This window comes from Flavobacterium sp. FlaQc-28 (assembly GCF_044007415.1).
In the GTDB taxonomy this organism is placed as follows: domain Bacteria; phylum Bacteroidota; class Bacteroidia; order Flavobacteriales; family Flavobacteriaceae; genus Flavobacterium.
Genome location: NZ_JBIPCM010000007.1, coordinates 45,625 through 71,800 on the forward strand (window position 1 = coordinate 45,625; position 26,176 = coordinate 71,800).

Annotated in this window: 25 protein-coding genes; 16 read left to right on the forward strand and 9 right to left on the reverse strand. The window is 34.0% G+C overall.

The genetic code is table 11. The features are described from left to right. Positions 1-59: 59 nt before the first annotated feature. Positions 60-1,529, reverse strand: a complete 1,470-nt coding sequence (locus ACHRVL_RS17030; RefSeq protein ID WP_089054069.1) for an MFS transporter — start codon at positions 1,527-1,529, stop codon at positions 60-62. A gap of 445 nt (positions 1,530-1,974) precedes the next feature. On the opposite strand from ACHRVL_RS17030, the gene ACHRVL_RS17035 reads away from it, so the two are divergent. From ACHRVL_RS17035 to ACHRVL_RS17055, 5 genes are all read left to right on the forward strand, one after another. Beyond that, on the forward strand, positions 1,975-2,871 hold the full coding sequence (locus ACHRVL_RS17035) for an alpha/beta hydrolase (protein WP_395414681.1): 897 nt from the start codon (positions 1,975-1,977) through the stop codon (positions 2,869-2,871). A gap of 433 nt (positions 2,872-3,304) precedes the next feature. Further along, positions 3,305-3,619: a hypothetical protein gene (locus ACHRVL_RS17040; protein WP_395414682.1), complete on the forward strand. Its 315-nt coding sequence runs from the start codon at positions 3,305-3,307 to the stop codon at positions 3,617-3,619. Positions 3,620-3,643: 24 nt separating this feature from the next. Further along, positions 3,644-4,204 carry a 2'-5' RNA ligase family protein gene (locus ACHRVL_RS17045; RefSeq protein ID WP_395414683.1) on the forward strand — a complete coding sequence of 187 codons (561 nt, stop codon included), beginning with the start codon at positions 3,644-3,646 and terminating at the stop codon, positions 4,202-4,204. A 106-nt stretch (positions 4,205-4,310) separates the two neighbouring features. Next, the gene (locus ACHRVL_RS17050) at positions 4,311-5,234 is read left to right on the forward strand and encodes a helix-turn-helix domain-containing protein (protein WP_395414684.1); all 924 of its coding nucleotides are present in this window, start codon (positions 4,311-4,313) and stop codon (positions 5,232-5,234) included. 199 nt (positions 5,235-5,433) lie between these two features. Beyond that, on the forward strand, positions 5,434-6,198 hold the full coding sequence (locus ACHRVL_RS17055; protein WP_395414685.1) for an SDR family NAD(P)-dependent oxidoreductase: 765 nt from the start codon (positions 5,434-5,436) through the stop codon (positions 6,196-6,198). 132 nt (positions 6,199-6,330) lie between these two features. Here ACHRVL_RS17055 and ACHRVL_RS17060 read toward each other — a convergent pair whose 3' ends face one another. The 3 genes from ACHRVL_RS17060 to ACHRVL_RS17070 all read right to left on the reverse strand — a co-directional run bounded on the left by ACHRVL_RS17060 (position 6,331) and on the right by ACHRVL_RS17070 (position 8,632). Further along, complete coding sequence (locus tag ACHRVL_RS17060) at positions 6,331-6,804, reverse strand: hypothetical protein (RefSeq protein ID WP_395414686.1); 474 nt, start codon at positions 6,802-6,804, stop codon at positions 6,331-6,333. 92 nt (positions 6,805-6,896) lie between these two features. Further along, the gene (locus tag ACHRVL_RS17065; RefSeq protein WP_395414687.1) at positions 6,897-7,595 is read right to left on the reverse strand and encodes a LytR/AlgR family response regulator transcription factor; all 699 of its coding nucleotides are present in this window, start codon (positions 7,593-7,595) and stop codon (positions 6,897-6,899) included. Beyond that, on the reverse strand, positions 7,595-8,632 hold the full coding sequence (locus tag ACHRVL_RS17070) for a sensor histidine kinase (protein ID WP_395414688.1): 1,038 nt from the start codon (positions 8,630-8,632) through the stop codon (positions 7,595-7,597). Before ACHRVL_RS17070 ends, ACHRVL_RS17065 begins: the two co-directional genes overlap by 1 nt. Before the next feature lie 162 nt (positions 8,633-8,794). Here ACHRVL_RS17070 and ACHRVL_RS17075 point away from each other — a divergent pair, with 162 nt between their 5' ends. The 5 genes from ACHRVL_RS17075 (at position 8,795) to ACHRVL_RS17095 (ending at position 15,843) form a co-directional block, all read left to right on the forward strand. Beyond that, positions 8,795-10,180: a TolC family protein gene (locus tag ACHRVL_RS17075; protein WP_395414689.1), complete on the forward strand. Its 1,386-nt coding sequence runs from the start codon at positions 8,795-8,797 to the stop codon at positions 10,178-10,180. Positions 10,181-10,192: 12 nt separating this feature from the next. Then, the gene (locus tag ACHRVL_RS17080; RefSeq protein ID WP_395414690.1) at positions 10,193-13,483 is read left to right on the forward strand and encodes an efflux RND transporter permease subunit; all 3,291 of its coding nucleotides are present in this window, start codon (positions 10,193-10,195) and stop codon (positions 13,481-13,483) included. Between the two features lie 100 nt (positions 13,484-13,583). Further along, entirely contained in the window at positions 13,584-14,672 is a 1,089-nt protein-coding gene (locus tag ACHRVL_RS17085) for an efflux RND transporter periplasmic adaptor subunit (RefSeq protein WP_395414691.1), read from the forward strand. A 383-nt stretch (positions 14,673-15,055) separates the two neighbouring features. After that, a complete protein-coding gene (locus tag ACHRVL_RS17090; RefSeq protein ID WP_395414692.1) occupies positions 15,056-15,400 on the forward strand; it encodes a hypothetical protein in 345 nt (114 codons plus the stop codon). A gap of 98 nt (positions 15,401-15,498) precedes the next feature. Beyond that, the gene (locus tag ACHRVL_RS17095) at positions 15,499-15,843 is read left to right on the forward strand and encodes a hypothetical protein (protein WP_395414693.1); all 345 of its coding nucleotides are present in this window, start codon (positions 15,499-15,501) and stop codon (positions 15,841-15,843) included. A gap of 100 nt (positions 15,844-15,943) precedes the next feature. Here ACHRVL_RS17095 and ACHRVL_RS17100 read toward each other — a convergent pair whose 3' ends face one another. The 4 genes from ACHRVL_RS17100 to ACHRVL_RS17115 all read right to left on the reverse strand — a co-directional run bounded on the left by ACHRVL_RS17100 (position 15,944) and on the right by ACHRVL_RS17115 (position 18,010). Next, positions 15,944-16,435 carry a DUF6985 domain-containing protein gene (locus tag ACHRVL_RS17100; RefSeq protein WP_395414694.1) on the reverse strand — a complete coding sequence of 164 codons (492 nt, stop codon included), beginning with the start codon at positions 16,433-16,435 and terminating at the stop codon, positions 15,944-15,946. Positions 16,436-16,456: 21 nt separating this feature from the next. Then, complete coding sequence (locus ACHRVL_RS17105) at positions 16,457-17,152, reverse strand: hypothetical protein (protein ID WP_395414695.1); 696 nt, start codon at positions 17,150-17,152, stop codon at positions 16,457-16,459. 10 nt (positions 17,153-17,162) lie between these two features. Continuing rightward, positions 17,163-17,615, reverse strand: a complete 453-nt coding sequence (locus tag ACHRVL_RS17110; RefSeq protein WP_395414696.1) for a hypothetical protein — start codon at positions 17,613-17,615, stop codon at positions 17,163-17,165. Positions 17,616-17,776: 161 nt separating this feature from the next. Then, positions 17,777-18,010 carry a hypothetical protein gene (locus ACHRVL_RS17115; protein WP_395414697.1) on the reverse strand — a complete coding sequence of 78 codons (234 nt, stop codon included), beginning with the start codon at positions 18,008-18,010 and terminating at the stop codon, positions 17,777-17,779. A gap of 676 nt (positions 18,011-18,686) precedes the next feature. Between ACHRVL_RS17115 and ACHRVL_RS17120 the strand changes: the two genes are divergently transcribed. After that, positions 18,687-19,004, forward strand: coding sequence for a GIY-YIG nuclease family protein (locus tag ACHRVL_RS17120; RefSeq protein ID WP_129055419.1), 318 nt, complete (start codon positions 18,687-18,689; stop codon positions 19,002-19,004). 205 nt (positions 19,005-19,209) lie between these two features. Here ACHRVL_RS17120 and ACHRVL_RS17125 read toward each other — a convergent pair whose 3' ends face one another. Then, the gene (locus ACHRVL_RS17125; RefSeq protein WP_395414698.1) at positions 19,210-19,644 is read right to left on the reverse strand and encodes a cupin domain-containing protein; all 435 of its coding nucleotides are present in this window, start codon (positions 19,642-19,644) and stop codon (positions 19,210-19,212) included. 128 nt (positions 19,645-19,772) lie between these two features. On the opposite strand from ACHRVL_RS17125, the gene ACHRVL_RS17130 reads away from it, so the two are divergent. The 5 genes from ACHRVL_RS17130 to ACHRVL_RS17150 all read left to right on the forward strand — a co-directional run bounded on the left by ACHRVL_RS17130 (position 19,773) and on the right by ACHRVL_RS17150 (position 26,039). Continuing rightward, positions 19,773-20,000, forward strand: a complete 228-nt coding sequence (locus tag ACHRVL_RS17130; RefSeq protein WP_395414699.1) for a DUF2683 family protein — start codon at positions 19,773-19,775, stop codon at positions 19,998-20,000. Beyond that, complete coding sequence (locus ACHRVL_RS17135; RefSeq protein ID WP_395414700.1) at positions 19,990-20,289, forward strand: type II toxin-antitoxin system RelE/ParE family toxin; 300 nt, start codon at positions 19,990-19,992, stop codon at positions 20,287-20,289. Before ACHRVL_RS17130 ends, ACHRVL_RS17135 begins: the two co-directional genes overlap by 11 nt. A 515-nt stretch (positions 20,290-20,804) precedes the next feature. After that, a complete protein-coding gene (locus ACHRVL_RS17140; RefSeq protein WP_089054049.1) occupies positions 20,805-21,398 on the forward strand; it encodes a TetR/AcrR family transcriptional regulator in 594 nt (197 codons plus the stop codon). Positions 21,399-21,644: 246 nt separating this feature from the next. Beyond that, positions 21,645-22,862, forward strand: coding sequence for an efflux RND transporter periplasmic adaptor subunit (locus ACHRVL_RS17145; protein WP_395414701.1), 1,218 nt, complete (start codon positions 21,645-21,647; stop codon positions 22,860-22,862). Between the two features lie 12 nt (positions 22,863-22,874). After that, complete coding sequence (locus ACHRVL_RS17150; protein WP_395414702.1) at positions 22,875-26,039, forward strand: efflux RND transporter permease subunit; 3,165 nt, start codon at positions 22,875-22,877, stop codon at positions 26,037-26,039. Positions 26,040-26,176 lie beyond the last annotated feature (137 nt).

Sequence of the window (26,176 nt, forward strand, 5' to 3'; positions counted from 1 at the left end):
TTTATATTGAAATAGCATAATTGAAATGGAAAAATTATGCTGTTTAGACAAATTATCTTTTACAAGTTTGTAATTGGACTGTATTTTGGAACAAGAGATTTCATTACAATCCAGCCTGTTAAATAGCAAACTGCACAAATGGAGAAGATTATAAAATATCCTGCTTCAATACCTTTAAAGCCCATAAAAACCATGTTCGTTTCTTTAGCGTGATCAAATAAAACTCCTGAACCTTTATTAATCAAAGTCGATCCAACTCCACCTGCTAAACCTCCAATTCCTGTAATAGTTGCAATCGCTTTTTTAGGAAACATATCTCCTACTGTAGTAAAAATATTAGCCGACCAAGATTGATGCGCCGCACCTGCAATTCCGATAATTACAACTGGGACCCAGTAGCTGATATATCCTAATGGCTGTGCAATCAACGCTAATAGAGGAAAGAAAGCAAAAATCAACATTGCTCTCATTCTTCCTTCATAAGGATTCATACCTTTCTTTTCAACAAAATAAGTTGGAAGCCATCCGCCAATAATTGACAACAAAGTAATCATGTACAATACAAATAATGGCAATGCTGCTTCTGTAGAATCCATTCCGTAAACAGAGCTCAAATAAGCAGGGGTCCAGAACAAGAAAAACCACCAAACACCATCTGTCATAAATTTACCAAAAGCAAAAGCCCAAGTTTGTTTGTATTTAAAGCAGTCTACAAAAGAAACTTTTGAAGTTGTTTCCGGCACATAACCTTCTAGCTTACTGTCTGCAATATCATCTTGTTGAATATAAGCCAATTCCTCTGCACTTACTCTAGGATGTCTTTCCGGCTTATCATACATAAAAACCCAAAAACCCATCCAAACAAATCCCAAAGCACCTATAATGATAAAAGACATTTCCCAGCCAAATGATTTTGCAATAAACGGAATAGTAATTGGAGCTGCTAAAGCACCTACAGTTGCACCTGCATTAAAAATACTTGTTGAAAATGCTCGGTCTTTTTTAGGAAAGTATTCTGCTGTAGTTTTAATCGCTGCAGGAAAATTTCCTGCCTCACCAACTGCCAAGACAAAGCGGGCAAAAATAAACAAAGCGACACTCACATTGATTACCAGCGCAGTATCATTTATTGTACTGATTATTTCTTTTGAACCATGAAATCCTACGAACCAATTACCAGTTATGATTCCTGAAGTTGCTATACCGCAAAATGCATGTAAACAAGCTCCTACAGACCAAATACCAATTGCCCAAAGGAATCCTTTTTTTGTATCAAGCCAATCTACAAATCGTCCTGCAAACAAAAGAGAAACAGCGTAAAATATAGAAAACAATGCTGTAATATTTCCGTAATCATTATTTGTCCAATGAAATTCAGGAGCTATAAAATCGCTCCATGTTAACGATAGAACTTGACGATCTAAATAGTTAATGGTCGTTGCAAAAAATAGCAGCGCACAGATACTCCAACGATATTTTCCTGAGGATTTGACGGTTTGATTTACGGTAACGGCATCGGTTTGATTCATGGTAACAGCTTATTATAGTTATAAAGTTTTTTGGAAAATCAACACACTATTAAGTAAAATTCGAAAGATCAAAATCAAGAATCCAAAACAAATAAACAAAAATAATGTAATCGATTGCACAAATATAGTTTTAAATCTTTATATTCCAAATAAATTATATAAAAATTTATATTTGTCGCATAAATAAACACATCACTTAAAAAAATGACTTCTAAATTAAATATTAAACAATATATTTGTTAATTGCGAGCATACAAAAATAATCTGTTTTCGGCGTCAAAATTGTCCCCAAAAAAACAGAATGTTTCAATTTTGGCTTTAATTATTTAAGTTTTGATGAAATTTAACATTCTTAATCTGTCTGTTCTCTTAAAATTAATCCTAAACAACTTTATTTACTGTGAAAAGCACAAAAAAACAATACTTCAAAAAAGCTGCATTTTTTATGATTTTAATACTCGGAAACTTAGCTTCCACATCCGCTCAAAATCAAACTATAAATCTTTGGGAGCAAATTCCTGACGAAATAAAATCTTCTGATTATAAAGAAAAACCAGATTTTAAAAACGGAATTATTCAAAGTACGAGTTTAGTTTCGACACCTACTCTTACAGCTTTTTTCCCCGCTGCAAGCAATCCCGATCATACCGCTGTAATTATTCTTCCCGGCGGCGGTTATTCGCATTTGGCGATTGACAAAGAAGGAACCAAAGTTGCAGCTTGGCTCAACAGTTTAGGAATTACAGCTTTTGTACTAAAATATCGCCTTCCGAGCGATTTGATAATGAAAAATAAAAATATAGGTCCGCTTCAAGATGCACAAGAAGCAATGCGTTATGTACGACAAAATGCTGCCAAATGGAATATTGATCCGAAAAAAATTGGAATAATGGGCTTTTCTGCAGGCGGTCATTTGGCTTCAACCTTATCAACCCATTATGATGACAAAGTATATGAATCGTCTTTTAAAACAAGTGCACGTCCTGATTTTTCGCTTCTTATTTATCCCGTAATTTCAATGGAAAATCAAACAACTCACAAAGGCTCACAAACCAATTTATTAGGAAACAATCCACCGCAAGTACTTATTGACGCTTTCTCTAGTGATAAAAAGATTACACCTCAAACACCTCCAGCTTTCTTAATTCATGCTACAGATGACAAATCAGTATTACCAGAAAACAGCATTAATTATTATTTAGCCCTTAAAAAGAATAATGTTGCAGCAGAGTTACATTTGTACGAAAAAGGCGGACATGGTTTTGGATTAGGTGTACAAGACACAAGTAAATATTGGACGAAAGACTGTGCAGAATGGCTTAAAAGCAACGGACTGCTTTAATAAAAAAAGGTTTTTAGATATGATTAACTAAATAACCAAATCTAAAAACCTTAAGAAAATTATACCTTATTGTATTATTGCAAATTTATACAATGCAGTCCACACAAATGAATGTGCTTAATTTTCCTTTAAAAAGTTTCTCCAAAAACAGTTTAATCATAGAAAAATAAAAAATAATCTTGGTATTTCTATAAGACAAATCTACAGCCGTCTTTTCAGATTTCATTACGGGTTTCCTCATTTTTGTACTATTTTACGTTATTTTTATGTTAACAAACCCTAGGACATTGTGTCTCAAAATGTTGTACTTAAAAATAAGTACAAATTCTAAATAAAAATCACGTAATAAACTAATAAACAAGCTGATTTCTTATCCTAGATTAAGTTACCATTACCTTTATACTCGTAAATTTGTTATCTAAATAAAAAGATTATGAAAACTCTCGAATTCTTGCTTCTGGGTAAAAACGAAGAAATTCTAGCCATTTTGCTTCGTCTTGTAAATGCTGATGAAAATTGGAATGCTATTGCTTTCAATAATGAAAAAGAGGCTCAGGAATACTTTTTAAAGCACAAAATCGACATTGTTCTTTTAAGTTCTGGAATCGAAAACCATATCGAGAAAGAATTCACTTCTTTTTGCTTAAAAAAACAACCCGAAGTTGAAGTAATTGAGCATTTTGGAGGAGGAAGCGGTTTATTAAAATCTGAAATTCTCCATCGATTACATTTAAAAGGAAAGCTATAAATTTGTATAATTTAAAGCCTCAAAATGGAAAAAACATATTCAGTTGTATTTTATTCTAAATCAGTAGTTGAACCCGTTAAAAAGCTAAAAGACTTTTTAAGAAGCAAAATCGAATGGTATAACAGCTGTAATTCTGAAGCTCACATTACGATTTGCGAATTCAAAATTGACGAATCTCAATTGGATTCGATCAAACAAAAGCTTTCTAAAATTTCTGATACTTTTACGCCTTTTAAAGTATCTTTAGATCATTTTGATTCTTTCCCAAATAGTGGTGCTTTTTTTATTGGCGTAACCAAAGATTCAAAAAATAATCTTGTGCCAATTATGAAAAAAATTCATGAAACACTAAAGTCTTTAAATCTTAAGAAAAGCGATAATCCGCATTTATCAATTGGAAGAAGATTAACTCCAGAAAATCTTAAAATTGCTTCTGAGCTGTTTACAGAAATTGATCTTCAATTTGAATGCACTGAAATTGTTCTTAGAGAATTTGCCCCCAAAGTAAAGCAGTTTTTTGTAATTGATGCTTTTCCTTTTGGAAGCAATCCAGAACCTGAGTTTGTACAGGGAAGTCTTTTTTAACCATAAAGAAGTAAAATAGCGTGCTTTGCGTAAATCTTAGCGTTCTTTGCGGTTAAGCTCACGACATTTATTTTTCGTATATTTGAATTTCGCAATTCATCACGATATGAAATCTCTAGATTCATTTTATCAAGATATTACCGAAGGTTCAGCCATTGAACCTGCTTCATTACTGCCAAATGATATTCAAAAAGAGATTGGACATTTTAATATTTTTGATATTAAAGAACTTTTAGAACGTTTGCAGGGAAAATCGGTTATGCCTTATGACAGAAGAGCTTATTACAAAATAAGTTTGATAAAAGGGAATAACAGGGCTGAATATGCTGATAAAATAATTGAAATTGAAAAACAGGGTTTATTATTTGCAACACCCAAAATTCCATACAATTACGTTCCGCAAGACACTAATCAATCAGGCCAATTTTGTGTTTTTACCAGTGAGTTTCTATCTAAAAACAAAAGCGGAATTGATCTTGATGCACTTCCAATTTTTGCTTCAGACGGTTACCCTATTTTTCAGCTTTCAGATGAAGAAGTTTCAGAAGCAGAATTGATTTTCAATAAAATACAAAAAGAAATCAACTCTGATTATATCTACAAATATGATTTAATCCGAAATTATGTTGCAGAATTGATTCATTTTGGTCAAAAATTACAGCCCATTTCTGCTCTTTATTCTAAGCACAATTCTGCTGCACGAGTGTCGTCATTATTTGCTGAATTACTAGAAAGACAATTCCCCATAGAATCTCCGCATCAGCGATTAGAATTAAGAACCGCAAAAGACTTTGCCGCGCGATTATCTGTACATGTAAATCATTTAAATAAGGTTTTAAAAGAAAATACAGGAAAAACTACAACCGAATTAATCAGTACGCGATTAACAAACGAAGCCAAAATCCTTTTAAAACAAACGGACTGGAATGTTTCTGAAATCGCCTATTCGCTTGGTTTTGAAGAATTAGCTCATTTTTCTAATTTCTTTAAAAAACAAACTTCTTTAACACCTTTGGCTTTTAGGAGTTAGTGGTTTTATTTTAGATTTCAGATTTCTCGCGAAGCTTCGCGATCAAGTTTCAGTGAACTTTGTCAAAGTTTAAAACTTTGACAAAGTTTTGAAATTTCAACAACTGATTTGAATTTTGCAAACATCGATTTGATATTTACAATTCTCCAAATCTGCCCCGCTCCTATCTTTGCAGTATCAATTTAAAACAAATATAAAAATGGCAATACAAACAAAAATAGCTCTGGTTACAGGCGGAAGCAGAGGTTTAGGAAAAAACATGGCAATTGCAATTGCAAAAAAAGGAATCGACGTAATTATAACTTACAACAGCAAAAAAGAGGAAGCTGATTTGGTTGTAAAAGAAATCGAAAATTTAGGTCAAAAAGCAGCTTCTCTTCAACTAAACGTGGCAGATACTGCAAGTTTTGATACTTTTTTTAAAGAAGTGCAGACCACTTTAAAAAGTACTTTTAAAACTGATAAATTTGATTTCTTGGTAAATAATGCCGGAATCGGAATTCACAATTCATTTATTGGCACAACAGAAGCCGAATTTGATCAATTGACCAATATTCAATTTAAAGGTCCATTTTTTTTAACTCAAAAAGCGTTGAATGTAATGAACGACGGAGGCGGAATCGTAAATATTTCAACTGGTTTAACACGATTTTCATTTCCAGGTTATGCCGCTTACGCATCTATGAAAGGGGCTGTTGAAACCTTAACTAAGTATCAGGCGAAAGAATTAGGCGAAAGAAAAATTAAAGTAAATGTGGTCGCTCCTGGTGCTATTGAAACCGATTTTGGCGGCGGCGCGGTTCGTGATAACGAGCAATTGAATAAAAATATAGCGAGCGTAACGGCTTTAGGAAGAGTTGGGCTGCCAGACGATATTGGTGCAGTAGTTGCTTTTTTATGCACCGAAGAGGCACGCTGGGTAAACGCACAGCGAATTGAGGTTTCCGGCGGTATGAATTTATAGTTTAACTCACAACTCTAGATTAATTATAAAACTGTTCAGTCTTTTAATTAACCTAAAAAACAAAACCCGATAAGCTTTAAAATCTTATCGGGTTTGTCGTTCTAAATATAATTGAATTAGTAAGTAAGCATTCTAATTTTTCTCGATGCTGACATCAAAGCCGCCATTTTTATCAAAAACAAGATCATAAAACTTCCCGTTTTTCTCTACTCCAACTTCATAGGTTGTTATACTTTTATAGTCTACAACTACCGCAATTTCTCTTATTGCTTTTGGCTGATAATTTTTCTTCAGATAGTTTTGTGCCTTCAACGGCAATTGGCTTAATGGAATTTGCTGTTCAAATGCTCTTAGTATTCCTAAATTATCATAAACTGCAAGAGCTTTAACATTCTTGTCTGCATTGAATTTAGCTTCATACCTTATTTCATCATCGTCATCTCCAACATAATTGAGTGACCAAACTGCTTCTTTATTCGGATATTCTTTTTGAAAAGTAAACAGCACTTTTTCTGGCGGCGTAATAATCTTGTTTTCAGACAATCCATTCTGAGCAATCAATAAACCGCTGTACAAAAAGAGCATTACAAGCAAAATATTCTTCATACTTCCTCAGTTTCAAATTAAAAAGCCATAATCTAACCGTATTAAAATTACTACTTTTTATTAAACTTTAAACAAAATATTATTAACAATTTTTACTTTTTTAAACGATCTGAAAGTTCTCTCTTATAAGTAATGCCTATTGGAAGCCTTTCATTTTTAATCGTAACAAAATCCTTTTCGGTACTGTCAACTTTATCCAAAGCCACAATGTAAGATTTATGTATGCGTATAAAATTCTTTTCCGGCAGACATTTTTCAAGTTCAGTTGTGGTGATTGAAGCTAAATAAGTTCGCTTTAGCGTATGCAGTTTTACGTAATTTCCAAAACTCTGCGCAAACAAAAGCTGATCCAATTCTATGTCAATAAAATAACCGTCAACTTTTACATTTAAAGTATCAATAACAATCTCTTCTTCTTTTCCTTTTATATTTTCTGTGGAGAAAAAACGCTCAACAGCCTTTAAAAATCTCGGAAAGTAAATAGGCTTCAGCAAATAATCAATTACTCCATAATCATAACTTTCCAGCGCAAATTCAGAATAAGCGGTTGTTAAAATAGTTTTAGGATGATTCGGAATTATTTTGAGCAGTTCCATTCCAGAAATCTCTGGCATATTGATATCTAAAAACATCAAATCGACTTTGTTTTCTCTTAAAAAGTCCATCGCTTCAATGCCGTTATAACCTTGAAAAACCAATTCTAATTGCGGATTCTGCTTAATATAATTCGCCAAAACATAATGTGCTGCCGGCTCATCATCAACAATTATACACTTTTTTGGATCTTTCATTACACAAACTTTTTCAGCTGCAGTTTCAAATCGACTATATACGTATTCTTTTCTTCCTGAATATCGAGTTTATAGTTTTTACCATAAATCAAATTCAGCCTTTCAATTGTGTTTTTTAAACCAATTTTGGTTGAAACAACATCAGTTTTCTTCGTTGGAATAGAATTTACCACATGCAGATGAAGATCTCCTTTTTCGACCGTAATAAAAATTCTTACGAAACACTTTTCAATTGCACAGGTGCCATGTTTAAAAGCATTTTCGATAAAAGCAATTAAAAGCATTGGTGAGATTTTATAAGCATTCTCGTTATCGATTTTGCAATCATAAGTAACATCACAACGATAACCTACTCGTTCTTTTTCCAGTTGCACATAACTGTTTATAAATTCCAGTTCATCTTCTAAAGATACGCATTGTTTGCTGTTGCTTTCAAGCTGATAGCGCATTAACTGCGAGACCTTCATAATCAAATCCGGCGTTCTGTCTGGAAACTTCAAACTAATTCCGTAAAGCGTATTGAAGGTATTAAACAAAAAATGCGGATTCAATTGTCCTTTTAAAGAGTTCAACTGCATTTGATTAAAAAGCAGCGCTTCGTCTGTTCTTCTTTTATGGATTCGGTAAAATTTAAAAACAATAATTGGACTCAAAATACAAACTAATGTTCCCAAAACACTCGCAAGCTGATAAACATAACTTCGTTGATGCGAATTTTGATACAAGCGGCAGTTATTAAACATATCTAAGGTTGTAATCTCGTACAAAACGATTGAGAAAACGACAACTCCAAAAAGCGTTAATAATATATAAGTAACAGGACGACGTGTTTTAAATAATATTGGAAGAAGAAAAAAACGATTAAACTGAGCGTGAAGATAAAGAATCAGGTAGAAAAAAATACCCATTAAAATGGATGCCATAGAACTAAACAACATCCAATCGTTTTTTAACGTATAAATAGTAAAAGAAAAAGCGACGACCGCAATTTCCTGCCACCATTTATTATCTACTATGCTGTCAAACTTCTCGTTCATTTTTAAAACTTAAATAGGGTACAAAGTACGGACAAAATTTTAATTATTATTTCGTAAAAATGACCAATTGAATTTGTCATTTATAATTGCAGTACATCACTTAACCTGACTTTTATCAGTTTAAGCTAAATAAATTTGTTCTATAATTTCACACTTGAGTTTATGTATTTCAAAAAAATTACTTTATTATTTTTCTTGATTTTTGCCTCGATCGGTTACTCTCAAACCTTGTCTTTAAAAGAAGCGATAAAAACAGGGCTTGAAAACTACGGTTCGATTCGAGCAAAAAACAATTACACGAATGCTTCAAAAGAGACTTTAAAACAATCTCGTCGTGATTATCTGCCTAACTTAAATTTATCGGCACAGCAAGATTACGGAACTGTAAACGGGCAAAACGGACCGCTTTATGGTTTTGGCGGACTTGGAGTTGCTTCGTCTGGACTTCCGCTTCCGCAACAAAACTGGAATTCAGCATTTGGAGCACTTTATTTGGTAAACATGAACTGGGATTTTTTCACTTTTGGAAAAACGCAGGAAAAAATCAATTTATCTAAAATTGATGTTCAGGCCAAAGAAAAAGATTTAGAGCAGGAAAAATTCCAACAAGAAATCAAGATTTCGGCCGCTTATTTAAATCTATTGGCAAGCCAAAGATTGTTGATCTCTCAGCAAAAGAATTTAAGCCGTGCAGAGGTTTTCAAAAAAACAGCTGTTGCAAGGGTTAAAAACGGATTATTAGCCGGCGTAGATTCAACATTGGCAACTGCCGAAGTTTCAAAAGCTAAAATTGCTTTGAATCTTGCACAGAATTTCGTGAAAGAACAAAACAATAAATTGGTTGATTTAATGGGCGTTGCTCCTCAGGATTTTGCTGCAGATACACTTTTTGTAACTCAAATACCAAAAGAACTTGTAAAAGAAAACACTGCCACAGACAGTCTTCACCCTTTATTGCAATTTTATAAAACCAAAATCGATTACAGCAATCAACAGGTAAAATTGTACAAACGCTTTTACTATCCAACTATGAGTGCTTTTGGTGTTTTGCAAACCAGAGCTTCAGGATTTGAGAATAGTTATGCAACAGATCAACATGCTTTTAGCAGAAATTATTGGGATGGCGTAAATCCGGATCGAAGCAATTATTTGATTGGAATTGGAATTACATGGAATTTAACAACTCCTTTTAGATCAAGCAAACAAGTGAGCGCTCAAAAATTTGTTTCGCAAGCGTTACAGGAAGAATACAATCAGGCAGACAGAGAATTGAAATCGCAATTGACTTTTGCCGAAGATAAGATCAAAATTACCATGGATAATTATGCCGAAGCTCCTATTCAGGTTGATGCGGCAAAAAGAGCTTACATTCAAAAATCGACTTTATACAAAAACGGCTTAACAGATTTAACAGATTTGACTCAAACAATTTACACTTTAAACCGTGCCGAAATTGATCGCGATATTGTCAACAATAATGTATGGCAGTCGTATTTATTAAAAGTGGCTGCAACGGGCAATTTTGACTTATTTATAAATGAATTTTAATTATAGATCCTAATGAATTTAATACGTTTTGCACTCCGCAAACCCATCTCCATATTAGTATTGGTTGCGAGTCTATTTTTCTTCGGAATTGGTGCCATCAAAGACATTAAGGTAGATATTCTGCCCAAAATGAATTTGCCGGTTATTTATATTGCGCATCCATTTGGAGGTTATACTCCAGACCAAATGGAAGCTTATTTTGCTAAGACTTATGTCAACATTCTGCCTTTTGCCAATGGTGTAAAATCAGTAGAAACCAAAAATATTCAAGGGTTAATGATTATGAAATTAACCTATTATGAAAACACAAATATGGCGCAGGCTGCAGCCGAATTAAGTTCGCTTTCGAACAGGATTCAGGCGGCATTTCCTCCCGGAACACAGCCTCCGTTTATCATTCGTTTTGATGCTTCTTCTCTGCCAATTGGTCAATTGGTATTGAGCAGTAAAATCAGATCAAATAATGAATTACAGGATTTAGCCAACGTTTATGTTCGTGCTTCGTTTACTTCTATTCCTGGTTTATTATCGCCGGCACCATTCGGCGGAAGCCCAAGAACAATTGAGGTAAACGTTGATCCAGATTTATTGCGTTCGCACAATATGACACCCGATCAAATTGTAGAAGCAATTCGTGTAAACAATCAAACGGCTCCTTCTGGAAACGTGAGAATGGGTGATAAAAACTATATTACACCAACTAATAATACGATTAAAGAAGTTAAAGATTTTGAAAACATTCCGTTATTTAAAGGAAGCGTTCAAAACTTAAAATTAGGCGATGTTGCAACCGTAAAAGACGGAGCAGATATTACACAAGGTTATGCATTAGTAAACGGAAAACGTTCGGTTTATATTAGTATTGCAAAAGCGGGAGATGCTTCGACTTGGGATGTGGTTCAGAAACTAAAAGCCGAACTGCCTAAAATTCAAAGTACATTACCTGAAGATGTAAAATTATCTTATGAATTTGACCAATCTGTCTATGTAATCAATTCGGTTAAAAGTTTAATTACCGAAGGGATTATTGGAGCTGTTCTAACGGGTTTAATGGTTTTATTATTCCTTGGAGATAAACGTGCCGCATTAATCGTAATCCTAACCATTCCTATTTCGATTATTTCGGGAGTTTTATTCTTGAAATTATTCGGACAGACTATCAACTTAATGTCTTTAAGCGGATTGGCACTGGCAATTGGAATTTTGGTGGATGAAAGTACGGTAACAATCGAAAATATTCACCAGCATCTCGATATGGGAAAACCAAAAGCACTTGCCATTTGGGATGCCTGTCAAGAAATCGCATTACCCAAATTATTGATCTTACTTTGTATTCTTGCCGTGTTTGCGCCGGCATTTACAATGGTTGGCATTCCGGGAGCATTATTTTTGCCTTTGGCTTTAGCAATTGGATTCTCGATGGTAATTTCATTTTTGCTTTCGCAGACATTTGTGCCCGTAATGGCAAACTGGTTAATGAAAGCACATCCAAAACATGAGCATGCACCAGAAATTACAGACGATGAAGCCGAATTTAATGCCTGCGGTTTAACACCAGAATCTGAAAAAGACTTAATCAGCCAGAAAAAAGTAATGGTTGAAAGAGAAGATACCAATCAAGACGGAAAAATAAGTGCTTTTGAGCGTTTCAGAGTTCGCTTTATGAGAACTCTAGATCGATTGTTTGTTCATAAAAAAGCCACGAGTATTGTTTATCTGGTTTCTGCAACAGTTTTAGCTATTGTGTTACTTACTTTTATTGGAAAAGATGTTTTCCCGAAAGTAAATTCAAGTCAGTTTCAGTTAAGACTTCGTGCTCCAGATGGAACGCGTTTGGAAAGAACGGAAGAACAAGCCGTAATTGTTTTAAAAGAATTGAAAAAAATGGTTGGACCAGAGCATATCGGAATTTCTTCTGTTTATGTAGGACAGCATCCGTCTTTATTCTCTATCAATCCAATTTATTTATTCATGGCAGGCTCGCATGAAGCCGTTTTTCAGGTAAGTTTAAAAGATTATCATGTTGATATGGATGATTTTAAAGATGACTTTAGAGCACGACTTAAAAAAGTACTGCCAGACACTAAAGTTTCTTTTGAGCCAATCGAGTTAACGGATAAAGTATTAAGCCAAGGTTCTCCTACTCCAATTGAAATTAGAATTGCAGGAAAAGACAAAAAACGAAATGAATTATACGCTAATCAAATTGTCGATAAACTAAAAGCGATTTCGTATTTCAGAGACGTACAAATTGGTCAGCCTATTCATTATCCAGCAATGAATATTGATATTGACAGAACGCGTGCCGCTGAACTTGGAGTTGATATGAATGATATTTCGCGTTCGCTTGTGGCTTCGACTTCATCATCTCGATATACCGAAAAAAATATGTGGGTTGATGAAAGAGCCGGATTATCATACAACGTTCAGGTTCAAGTACCATTGAATCAAATGAAAAGCAAAACGGATATGGGAGAAATTCCGTTATTAAAAAATTCGCTTCGTCCTGTTTTGAGCGACGTTGCAAAAATTACACCTGGATTTGTAAGCGGTGAAAATGACAATTTAGGGGCAATGCCATACATTACAGTTACAGCAAACATCAATCAAACCGATTTGGGGACGGCAGCGAAAGATGTTTCTGTAACAATTAAATCTTTAGGAGAACTGCCTCGTGGTTTGTTCATTAATCCTATTGGTTTAAGTAAAGTATTGGAGGAAACATTAAGCAGTTTGCAAGTAGGATTATTGGTTGCCATTTTTGTAATCTTCTTAATGTTGGCCGCTAATTTCCAGTCATTCAAAGTTTCGCTGGTAATTTTAACAACAGTTCCTGCGGTAGTTTTAGGAGCACTAATTATGCTGACATTAACTGGTTCCACTCTAAACTTACAATCGTATATGGGAATTATTATGTCTGTAGGAGTTTCGATTGCAAATGCTGTTTTATTGGTTACCAATGCAGAACAATTGCGAAAAATAAACGGCAACGCATTAGAATCGGCACGTGAAGCTGCGGCGCTGCGTCTTCGTCCAATTATTATGACATCAGTTGCGATGATTGCGGGAATGTTACCAATGGCAATTGGTCATGGCGAAGGAGGCGATCAGGTTTCTCCGTTAGGACGAGCAGTTATTGGCGGTTTATTATTCTCGACTTTTGCCGTATTATTAATTCTGCCGCAAATATTTGCCTGGGCACAAGAAAAAGCATCGACACAATCTGTTTCTTTAGATCCTGAAGACGAAGAAAGTATCCATTATATCTCATCATTAAATAAGCCGAAAGCTGGAAAGTCATAAAGCCGAAAGTCCCACGTGGTGAAAATACCTCGGACACTTTTATCCTTTCTGCCTATTTATTAAATAAGACATTACATCATCTTTTATACAAAATCATAAAATGAAGACTAAAATACTACAACCAACCGCGCTGTTTTTTGCAGCATTATTTTTCCTGAACAGCTGTAATTCGAAGAAAGAAGAAACTGTTACCGCAGAAATCGAACCTAAAACAGAAACATTTCTTTTAGAAAAAGAAAAGCTAACTACTGAACTGCGTTTACCTGCTGAATTAACAGGTTTTCAGCAAGTAGATTTATACGCTAAAGTAAGCAGTTTTGTAAAAACATTAAAAGTTGATATTGGTTCTAAAGTAAAAAAAGGACAACTTTTAATTGTACTTGAAGCACCAGAAATCAGTTCGCAACTGGCTGCAGCCGAATCGAGATTAAAATCGATGGAAGCGATTTATGCTACGAGCAAAAGCACTTACAATCGTTTGTACGAAACAAGCAAAGTGGAAGGAACGATTTCTAAAAACGATCTTGAAATGGCAAGCGGAAAAAAGAACTCTGATTATGCACAATTACAAGCGGCAATTGCAGCGCATAAAGAAGTCGCAATTATGAGAGGATATCTTGAAATTCGAGCTCCTTTTGATGGTGTTGTAGCCGCTAGAAATGTCAATTTAGGAACATTTGTGGGGCCGGCAGGAAAAGGTTCAGATTTACCGTTATTAACGATTCAGGAACAAAGTAAATTGCGTTTGGCAGTTTCTGTTCCAGAATTGTATACAGGATATTTACATAATGGTGAAGAAATGAGTTTTAATGTAAAGTCTCTGCCTGATACTTTTACCGCTAAAATTACAAGAATGTCCGGCGCTTTAGATTTAAAATTACGTTCTGAACGTGTAGAAATGGACGTTCACAACACAAAAGGAAATTTATTACCCGGAATGGTTGCCGAAGTTTTATTGCCTTTAAACGCAAAAGACAGCACATTTGTAGTTCCAAAATCAGCAGTGGTTAATGCTGCCGAAGGCATTTTTGTAATCAAAGTGCTTAATCACAAAGCAACAAGAGTTAACGTAAAAAAAGGTAGAGAAATCGACGATAAAATCGAAATATTTGGCGATTTGAATGCAAAAGATAAACTGGTAAAAATTGCCAGCGAAGAAACTAAAGAAGGAGATGTCATAAACGAATAACCTGCGTTTTATCTTCAATTTAGTCATTACCAAAAACTGTACGTATTTTAGAATACAGCATTTTAAAATTTGGTTTGGTTTTAATTTGTTAAAAAAGGACAGCAACTTTTGTGCTGTCCTTTTTTGTTTTTGAAATCAAAAACAAAAAATCTAAATTGAACTTACGACTGAAAACAATGTCAATTTTAAAAAGATGATAAACTTGATTGTGCCTATTTGATTAAATATCAAGTGCTATTTTATAGTATCTCAATTGAAATCCTCTGCTTTTTTTGACTTAAAAAAGACGTATTGTGACATAAAAAAGTCGTATATTAGTAAAATAACTGAAAACCGTAGTCTTAATTTTACGAGACCTACTCAAAAAACTAAAACCACTTATCATGCCGCTAACACCAAAAATAACGGAATTATTGTCAAAAAAATACAACCCCAATGTAACTATTTTTGGCAATTATGACAGCAGTAAGAGTGCTTCAATTCTAGATCACGATAACGGAACTACTTTTATAATATCAGAAAACACTTTATTTTCTTTCAAAGATCAACACCGAAATCATTGGATGACACTTGTACAATCATTTCCTTCAAATGGAGAGCAATACACTCCAAAACTCGGCGAATTGTATGTCGCAAATGATGGACTAAAATACAACTTCACTACAAAAGAAGAAATTCTGGAAATGGCAGTAAAATACTTCGAAAAACACAAACACAATATCGAATAATTTTTACATATTCAAGTTTGAATATCCTAACCTAGCTCTGAGTTATGGTTAAGAACAAAATTTTACCTCAAAGCCTCCAAAATAAAACTCAAAAAAACATGAGTAAATTTAATTTCAAGAATAAAAAATTTGCCCTAATTCAAAATTCAAATAATGGACAAGTAAACACAGAAACTGTTTTTAATTATAATCAGGATGGTAATCTTGTAACTGCTGACTATTTTGGTGGAACAATTAAATACGGAAAAATTATTGCGGAATTAAAAGACAACGAATTAAATATGCTTTATCAATGCTTGACTACAGATAATGAACTAAAAGCGGGTAAAGCATTGGCACAAATTAGTTTGACAGAGAATGATAAAATAAAATTGTCTTTAGATTGGGAATGGCTGACAAATGGAAGCGAAAAAGGAAACTCTGAATATATAGAAATTGAATAAACAGGCGAAAAAAGAAAGACAGTACAGACACAAAAAACCTCGCTTGTAAGCACAAAATAAAGATAAAAAAACTCGACAAACTCGAGTTTTTTTTCTTTATCTAAGTCTCTGAAATACCCCCAACATCTTCTATTTGCCCATCTACAAACTTAAATTCAATGCCATGTTCAGTATCTAACTTGTACCGAATAGTTACCTTAATGGTCTTGTTGTCCAAAATCCTTAAATACATTAAATCTTTAATGTAGTCGTTGTGTTTTTCAATGCTGTCAATGTTTAATGGAGGTTCACCTGATTGCTCGCTGTTTTCATAATATTTTGCATAAACTCTTTTGTATCGTTCAAATGATTTTAATTGTAAATCTGCCAAACGGTTTTCGATATTATCAATAAAAATTCTATACGTTTCTGCAAATGCTGTCAATTGTTTTTCGGTTGGAGGCGTTTCAATTTCTTCGCCCTCTTCATCATATTCATCACCTAAAAAAACTTCTGTTTTAGGCTTGTCAAAAAACGGATATGAAAAATAAATCTCAGAGGAGTAACCAGCCCAATCTTCTTCTACATTTCCCCAATATGGATGTGTTGTCATATGTATATATTTTAAAAATTATTACTCTTGGTATGGCAGTAAATCAATTTCGTAGCTAACAGATTCACTTGCTTTAGTGGCTTTTATAAGGGTGTTTTTCTTGATTACAAACTGTTCCTTATCATCTTTTGACAACGATTTTGCTGTAATTGTTTTTAAATCCTCTTTTTTATTAAATTTTATCTTCGATAATTGATCCGGATTATTTATTTGTGAAAGCCCTTTTAAAAGGAGTCCATACATGGCATCCGACTGCAGAAAATCAGTTAGCTTTTGTTTGTTATTTATAGTTTCTTCTACTTGTTCTAAATATTTTGTTATTGCCGAACCAGAATAACTAAGCAGTATTTTTTCCTTTGTTTCCTGCCATCTTGTATCCATATCCTCAGGTTTTATGACATCAATTATCTTTCCGCTTGGATTGACCAAAACTGTAATATCATCAAAAACATAAGCGACTCTTCGAATGTAGGAAACATTATTTGGGCCTTCAAATTTAAAATCCATACACAAAAAAGTATACTTGATGATTTGATCTGATATATCTGACTTATAAACATTTACTTTTCGGATATAAGTATTATCCTTGGTTTTGTCTGCTCCTTTTACATAAGAAGAAAAATTGTAAGTTAGACTATCGGTCGCTTTTTCTTGTGAAAAAGAATATAGGCTAAAGAAAAAAATGATACAAATAATACTGTATTTGCTTTTTTGCATGGGTGTTATTTTAGTTAGAATTGGCAATAAAATGCTTTTCAACATTACTATTATATTTTTTAGGGTTATACTTTATAACAGGTTTATTTTTACCATCAAACAAAACCATTGCCGTTCTTTTATTAAGCATCGTAATATCTATAAGGTATGTTTTTTTAGCAGTAATAAATTTTAATTCTCTGGCGTTTGTTCTGCCTACAAATCTGTTATCTGTTGCTGGACCGTATTTATTATAAATAAAATCTGCCGTTTTTTTATGAATTTCAATTTCTTCTTCTGAGGCTGCAACTTTTTGATTCTCAACAAAAAATATTCCTTGTGAAGGTGAGGTCAGCGTTATACCAAAGTCTGTTTTTATATCTTGATTTACCTTTTTAATGTGTTTTGAGGAGCAGCCATTTAATACAACAAGAATTATGAGTAAACAACTAATATGAATTATAGTATTTTTTGAATTTTTCATTTGAATTAAGAATTAAATATAACAAAGATTACAACCCGAAATCTCTAACAAAAATCTGTTTTTAACTTAAAGATCAGTCTTATAAATGCATCAAAATCTCAACAACAATACAAATTAATAAAACCTCGATCTTAAAAAACCGAGGTTTTATTTTGTAAATCTTATTCCTCACTTAAATAAGGATTTAAAACTTCAGCCAATTCATTGAGCCAAAAAAAGCCGTTTTCTAACTCATTTACTCTGGTTTGGAGGGTTTCGTGTTCTCGCAATACGCCCAAAGCTAAAATATAATTTACTTGTCGCAATGCTTTAGCCATATCTTCGAGATCTATAACATGGTTAAAAAAATCAATAAGCCTTGTTTCGGCTTCTTTGGAAAGGGTTTTTGTTCTCATAATTTGAAGAATTTAAGAAAAACCCTCATACCTTAGCAGTCTTACGCTTCTTCACGGCGTCAAAGTCCTTTCGGAACTTTACTACATAGTACGAGGGCAAATTTTATTTTGTCTTAATGTGAAGATTTAAGAACTTCAAATATAGAGAAAAACATTTAAAAAGAAAGGTTTTTCTTTCAAATAATATGTTTCTTTTATCAAATATAAGAAATCTATATTTCAGCAAACATTTATCACATTTTTGTCATTTCGACTGGAAGGAGAAATCGCACTAGAAATTCCGCAAAGTGACTCGACAATTTTTGTCGATATACGTATGTGATTTCTCCCTTCGGTCGAAATGACAAACTGTGAGTATTAACATACTGTACGATTTGACACAATCTTGTCATTTCGACTGGAAGGAGAAATCACACTAGAAATTCCGCAAAGTGACTCGACAATCTTTGTCAATATACGTATGTAATTTCTCCCTTCGGTCGAAATGACAAACTGTGAGTATTAACATACTGTACGATTTGACACAATCTTGTCATTTCGACTGGAAGGAGAAATCGCACTAGAAACTCCAGAAAGCGAGTCGACAATCTTTGTCGATATACGTGTGTGATTTCTCCCTTTGGTCGAAATGACAAACCAAAAACAAATACGTATATTCGTACAAAAAAAACACAAAATGCTAAATCCGCAACTTGGTTTTCATAGTTACTATGTCTATATTATAACAAATGAACATCGAACATCTTTTTACATTGGAGTTACTAACAACTTAAAAAAAAGACTTTCAAAACATAAAGAAAATATAGATTTAAATATAAATAGTTTTGCAGCAAAATATAATATTCAGTTTTTAGTTTATTACGAAAAATTCACTTGGATACAGGAAGCAATTGCCCGAGAAAAAGAATTAAAAAAATGGCGGAGAGATAAAAAAATCGAATTGATAAGAAGTTTTAATGAAACTTTTGAATTTCTTAATTTTCATTTTGAGTAAGTTTTGCTTTCTAACAAATCCTTGTCGATGTACTTGTGCGATTTACCTCGTGAGTTCGTGATCTCATGTGCCTCCCTTCAGTCGAAATGACAAGATTGAGGGAATTCTTTATGGAGTTTCTTGTATAAATATCTTTTGTTGATTCACCATTGTTTGAGCCTTCTTATGTCAAAACATCAAACTTCATGAACAAATTCAGGACACTCTACCTCAAATCCTTTTTAATTACCAAATATTTCAAATCTGTTTTTCCTGCATTGCTAATTCCGTGTTCGGCATTTGGCGGACAATAAAAACTGGTATTTGGACCGGCTGTAACGGTTTTTCCGTTTAAAAAAAACTCGGCGGTTCCCTCTAAGATATAGAAAAATTCTTCTTCGGGATGATGATGCGGCGCGTGCGTTGATTTTCCGGGTTCGACAATGCTCATTTTGAGTGTGTTTTCTTGTGTGAAATTTTTATCAGCAAACCAATATTGATAACCTACTTTGGTTTTGGTCGCTTTATTTATATCAAAATGATTGACACAGTTTTCGATTGTGTATTGTGGCGGAGCCGTTTCTTTTTTGGTTTCTTGAGAAAAGGTTTGCTGGAAAATTAAGATTGTAATTGTGGTTTTTATGATGGTTGTTAGTTTCATTTCTTTTTGTTGTAATGTTACGAAAAATTGCAATTCGCAGTAATGAAGAAAAAAATAAATTGTAGAGATTAACATTAAAATTAGACTTTTGTCTTAACTTTGTTTATCAACTTTCGTAAATTAATATCATGCAAGCAATTAATATCACGGCTTATACAGAAGACGCTTCTCAAATAGAAGCTGTAAAAGCTTTTATGAAAGCCCTTAAAATTAAATTTGAGATAGCAAATATAAAACCATATGAGTTATCAGAAGAACAACAGCATATATTAAATGATCAAATTATTTCAGATAAAAACCTTTATACTGATGCTGAATCTGTTTATACTGATTTAAAAAAGAAGTATGAACTATAAGATTATTGTTTCTCCAATTGCATTAAAAAATATTGAGGGAGCAGTTGAATATTATATTTTAAAAGTTAGCAAAAAAATTGCCTTAGATTTTCTTAATGATTACAAAAAGGTTTACAAATCCTTACAGTTAAATCCTTTCTATCAATTTCACGATACTAATTATCGTTATCTTCCATTTAAAAAATTTCCGTACGTTGCATTTTTTATTGTTGATGAATTATCAAAAACGGTATTTTTAAATGCAGTTTTTCATACTTCTCAAAATCCAGAAAAATATCCTGTAAGATAAAGAAACAAAGGCTCGGAAAATATTGTAGATCTTGACTTCCGTCCAGTTTAAAACACCATTTCCAATTAAGTCCCAGCGGGGCGAAATATCTTTTGGATGTACAATATTAATATGTCGCTCCGCTGGAGCTCTTTCTAAACTGTGTAATCAATAATCTATAAATATTTCATTCCTCTAGAATTTTGCTGAGAGAAAATTGTTCCTGCCAACTTTGACAAAGTTCTAATGAAAAAATGCACGTTCTCTCCCAGCCCCGATCGAAATGGTATCTTTTTGTGGTGGGGTTCACCACAAAAAATATAATGTAGAGCGGGACAAATGGTCTTATAAAACGAAAAAGATCTGCTCCTAAAAAAAAATATTACAACTAAAAGTTCAATAAAATAAACACTTCGCAAAGAATTTTAAAAACACTTATTGTACGATAAGAAAATATTATGATAAAAATATTTTGAAATTCGAAAATCCGCCATACATTTGCCTAACAGTGTTAAACGATTTAATACTCGAATAAAATGGCTAGCAAAGATCGAATTTTAAGACAAAAAGAAGAGACAAGAAGTAACATTCTTGGCGCTGCTTATGATATCGTAAAAGAAGAAGGCTGGAATGGTTTGAGTATGCGTAAAATTGCCGACAGAATCGAATATACTGCTCCTATTATTTATGAATATTTTTCGAATAAGGAAGCAATATTAGAAGAATTGACAGGCAAAGGTTTTAACAAGCTTGCTAAAGAGCTGCAAATTGCAATTGACAAGTTTGAAAAACCCGAAGATCAATTAGAAGCCATGTGGATGACTTATTGGGACTTCGCTTTTACTAATACTGAAATGTACCAGTTAATGTTTGGTGTTCAAATGACCTGCTGTGCACAGCGATGTTCGGCTCAGGAAGCACCTTACAAATTGTTCACTGGTGTTATTGCTGAAGTTATGAAGGACAGCAATCCTAGTGAAGATATCATAAAACAAAAGTATTTTACTTTCTTTTCTGTTATTCATGGTTTAATTGCCATAAACATCATTAATAAAAGTGATATTTTAGAAACAATAAATGCTCAAATTTTGAAAGATGCCATTGGCGGTATCATCAAATCAATACAATAGTTTTTTTTCATTTTTTACTTAACAGTGTAAAATAATTTAAACGGGATAACATAGAATCCTTTTTTTTATAACTTTCACTTAACACTGTTAGAAAATTTAATAGAGGTAATAAAACTCTTTTTTTAGACTTTACTTAACACTGTTAAATACTTTAATAGTGGTTTAAAAATAAAATGAAAAAGATATAAAGTATAGAAGTTTGTGCACATTTACTTAACAACGTTAGATAATTTAATTCAATTAAATATGAATCCCGAGAATGCCAGAATACCAATGAATTTAATCCGAGAAAATGTTCAACCAATTAAAACCACAATGAAAATGAAAAATGTAATTATAACCAGTTTAATTCTGGCCTTAGTATTAAGCAGTTGTGCCGATAAAAATCAGGCTCCTACTGCTCCACCTCCACCGGTTTTACCAGTTTTGGCTATTACAAGTGCTAATACAACTACTGATGCTGAATATCCAGCTGCAATACAAGGAACCGTAGATGTTGAGATTCGCCCACAAGTAAGCGGAAACCTTGACAGAATTTTTGTTGACGAAGGTGCTTATGTAAGCAAAGGACAAACTTTATTCAAAATAAACGAACGTCCGTTTCGTGAGCAGTTAAACAATGCTTTGGCAAGTCTTCACGCTGCAGAAGCGGCTTTGATCAACGCAAATTTAGAAGTTGATAAATTGACGCCGCTAGTTCAAAACAAAGTAGTTTCTGATTATCAGTTAAAAACGGCTAAAGCTTCTCAAAAAATTGCTGCTGCAAATATCGAACAGGCAAAAGCAATGGTAGGTTCTGCTAAAATTAATTTAGGCTACACAAACGTAACAGCTCCAGTGAGCGGATACATCGGAAGATTACCTAAAAAACAAGGAAGTTTAGTTTCAGTATCAGATGTTGAAGCACTTACAACTCTATCTGATGTTCACGAAGTATTTGCTTATTTCTCTTTGAGCGAAACAGATTTCATCAACTTTAAGACTCAATATGCAGGAAGTTCACTTGGCGACAAAATCAAAAAATTACCTCCAGTTACTTTGATTTTGGCTGATAACAATGCTTATCCTCAAACGGGAAAAATCGATATGGTTGATGGTCAGTTTGATAAAACTACAGGAGCGATCACGATTAGAGCAACTTTCCCAAATGCAAACGGAACGTTACGTTCTGGAAACACAGGAAGAATTCGTTTAGGATTAAACCACGACGATGCAATTTTAGTTCCGCAGGCTGCAACAGTTGAAATGCAAGACAAAGTTTTTGTTTTCACTGTTGGTAAAGACAACAAGGTTACTAAAATGCCTATCTCAATTGCAGGCAAAAGCGGTACTAATTATTTAATTAAAGAAGGTGTAAAAACGGGTGACCAAATCGTGTTAAGCGGTATTGACAAACTTCAGGATGGACAAGCGATTCAGCCAGAAAAATCAACTAAAGTTGCCGAAGTAACTAATCAAAAATAATTCTAAAAGACAATGTTCAAAATATTTATACAAAGACCTGTACTGGCAACTGTAATTTCCATTTTATTGGTAATTCTGGGAGTATTGGGTTTAACTAAACTGCCTTTACAACAGTTTCCTGATATTGCCCCGCCATCGGTTTTGGTAACGGCGGTATATCCGGGAGCCAACGCAGAAACGGTTTTACGTTCTGTGGCACCTTCTATCGAAGAATCTATAAATGGTGTAGAAAACATGACTTATATGAGTTCTACAGCCAGTAACGACGGTACTTTGGCCATTACTGTTTTCTTTAAACTTGGTACAGATGCGGATCAAGCTGCTGTAAATGTGCAAAACAGAGTTGCACAAGCAACAAGCCAGCTTCCTGCAGAGGTTGTACAACAAGGTATTATTACGGCGAAACAACAAAACAGTTTCATCATGGCGATTGGTATGTATACTGATGATGAAGCAAAATACGATCAGACTTTTGTTGCCAACTATGCACAAATTAATATTATTCCGGAACTAAAACGTATTCCGGGTGTAGGTTCTGCCAGTATTTTTGGTGGTGTTAAAGATTACTCTATGCGTGTTTGGTTGAATCCAACACAAATGTCAACTTATAAAGTAACGCCAAATGAAGTAATGGCGGCTATTCAGGACAAAAGTTTGGAAGCGGCTCCAGGGAAATTTGGAGAGCGAAGCAAGGAAGTTTTTGAATATGTTATTAAATACAAAGGAAAACTAACCAAACCAGAAGACTATCAAAATATTGCGATACGTTCTAACGCAGATGGTTCAGTACTTCGTTTAAAAGATGTAGCTAGAGTTGAACTTGGTGCTTACTCTTACAACAGTTTAACACGTTTAAATGGTAAAAAAGGAGTTGTAATTGGGGTGATTCAATTAGCGGGATCTAACTCTAATGAAATTCAGATTGCTATCAATAAAATGATGGAAAAAGCTTCTAAAGACTTTCCAAAAGGCATAAAACACAATATTTTCTATAGTACAAAAGTATCTCTTGACCAATCTATCGAACAGGTTCAACATACCTTGCTAGAAGCTTTTATACTGGTATTTATTGTGGTATTTATCTTCTTGCAAGATTTTAGATCAACATTAATCCCGGCTATTGCTGTACCTGTAGCAATTTTAGGAACGTTCTTCTTCATGCAGTTATTCGGATTTTCGATCAACCTTTTAACGCTTTTCGCATTAATTCTGGCGATTGGTATTGTGGTCGATGATGCTATTGTGGTAGTCGAAGCGGTGCATGCGAAAATGGAGCACAAACGTTTGTCTCCAAAAATCGCAACCCATGAAGCAATGCACGAAATAACGGGTGCTATTATCTCGATTACGCTGGTAATGGCTGCTGTATTCCTGCCGGTTGGTTTTATGGAAGGCTCAACAGGAGTTTTCTATCGTCAGTTTGCCTTTACGATGGCAATTGCAATTGTAATTTCGGCAGTAAATGCCTTAACATTGAGTCCGGCGCTTGCAGCATTATTCTTAAAAGATAATCACGGAGCACACGATCATGATGCGCCTTATGTAAAAAAAGGATTTAAAGAAAAATTCTTTACCGCTTTCAACAGCAGTTTTGAATCTTTAACGAATCGTTACGTAGGCGGACTTAAATTCTTAATCAGAAGAAAATGGTTGAGTTTAGGCGGATTGGCTTTAATTACTATTGCAACAGTAATCATGGTAAAAACAACTCCTGCCGGATTTATTCCTACAGAAGATCAGGGATTTATTGCGATTGCAGTAAATACACCATCAGGAACATCATTAGACGGAACTCAGAAAGTAATGACCGAAGCTGAAAAAACTTTAAGAGGTTTAGACGCTTCAAGATTCGTAACAGCGATTTCAGGTTTCAACTTATTGACGAATTCTACAAGTCCATCATCTGCAGTAGTTTTCGTATTGCTTAAACCTAATGAAGATCGTGGCGATGTTAAAAACATTGACGAAATCATGAATCAGGTACGTGGTAAACTGGGCAGTATTTCTGGCGGAAGTTTCTTCGTGTTCAGTTTCCCAACTGTTCCTGGGTTTAGTAACGTTGAGGCTTTGGATTTAGTTCTTCAAGATAAAACGGGAGGAAAACTGGATAAATTCAGCGGTATTTCTCAAAACTTTATCGGAGAATTAATGAAACGCCCGGAAATTGCAGTTGCCTTTACTTCTTTTAAAGCCGATTATCCACAATTGCAATTGGAAGTTAATGATGAGAAAGCAAATCAATTGGGTGTCAATGTAAAAGACATTTTACAAACCATGCAGGCTTACTTTGGTAGCGCGCAAGCATCTGATTTCAACCGATTTGGTAAATATTACCGAGTAGTTGTTCAGGCCGATATCGAAGACAGAGCCGATCCAACAGCTATTGACAGAGTTTTTGTGAAAAACAAAACAGGCGAAATGGTGCCAATAAATACTTTAGTAAAACTGACTCGTATTTATGGTTCAGAAACCGCTTCACGATACAATTTATTTAACTCAATTTCTATTAATGCGATTCCGAAACCAGGATTTAGTTCCGGAGATGCCATTAAAGCAATTGAAGAAGTAGCAGCACAACAATTACCTGCAGGTTACGGGTTTGAATTCTCGGGCCAAACTCGTGAGGAGATTTCTTCTGGAGGGCAATCGGCTACAATTTTCTTACTGTGTTTGATATTCATTTATTTCCTACTTGCTGCACAGTATGAGAGTTATATCCTTCCTCTAGCGGTTATTTTGTCAATCCCTGCAGGTATTTTTGGAGTATTCGTAGCTATTGGTTTAACTGGAATCGAAAACAATATTTATGTACAAGTTGCACTTGTCATGCTGATTGGACTTCTTGCCAAAAATGCCATCTTGATTGTCGAATTTGCCGTTCAGAAACGAAAATCGGGACAAGCTTTAGTTAGAGCTTCAATTGATGCTGCCAAATTACGTTTACGACCAATTATCATGACGTCTCTTGCCTTTATTGTTGGTTTAGTGCCAATGATGAGCGCCAAAGGACCATCAGCTCAAGGTAACCACTCTATTAGTATTGGTGCTGCCGGAGGTATGATTTCAGGAGTAATTCTAGGTTTGTTTATCATTCCTGTTTTATTCATCATCTTCCAGCATTTACAAGAAAAGGTTTCTGGAAAACCAGTTGCCGTAATTCATAACGAAGAAAAATAATACATGGAAAACTATATCACAACAATCCTTGTCGCCATAATAATCGGCATTGGATATATATCGTACAGAATCTCAAAAGATCTTGAAACTAGAAAAGATACTTGTACAGAAATTTAACCCTTTGCGTGAAAAAATGT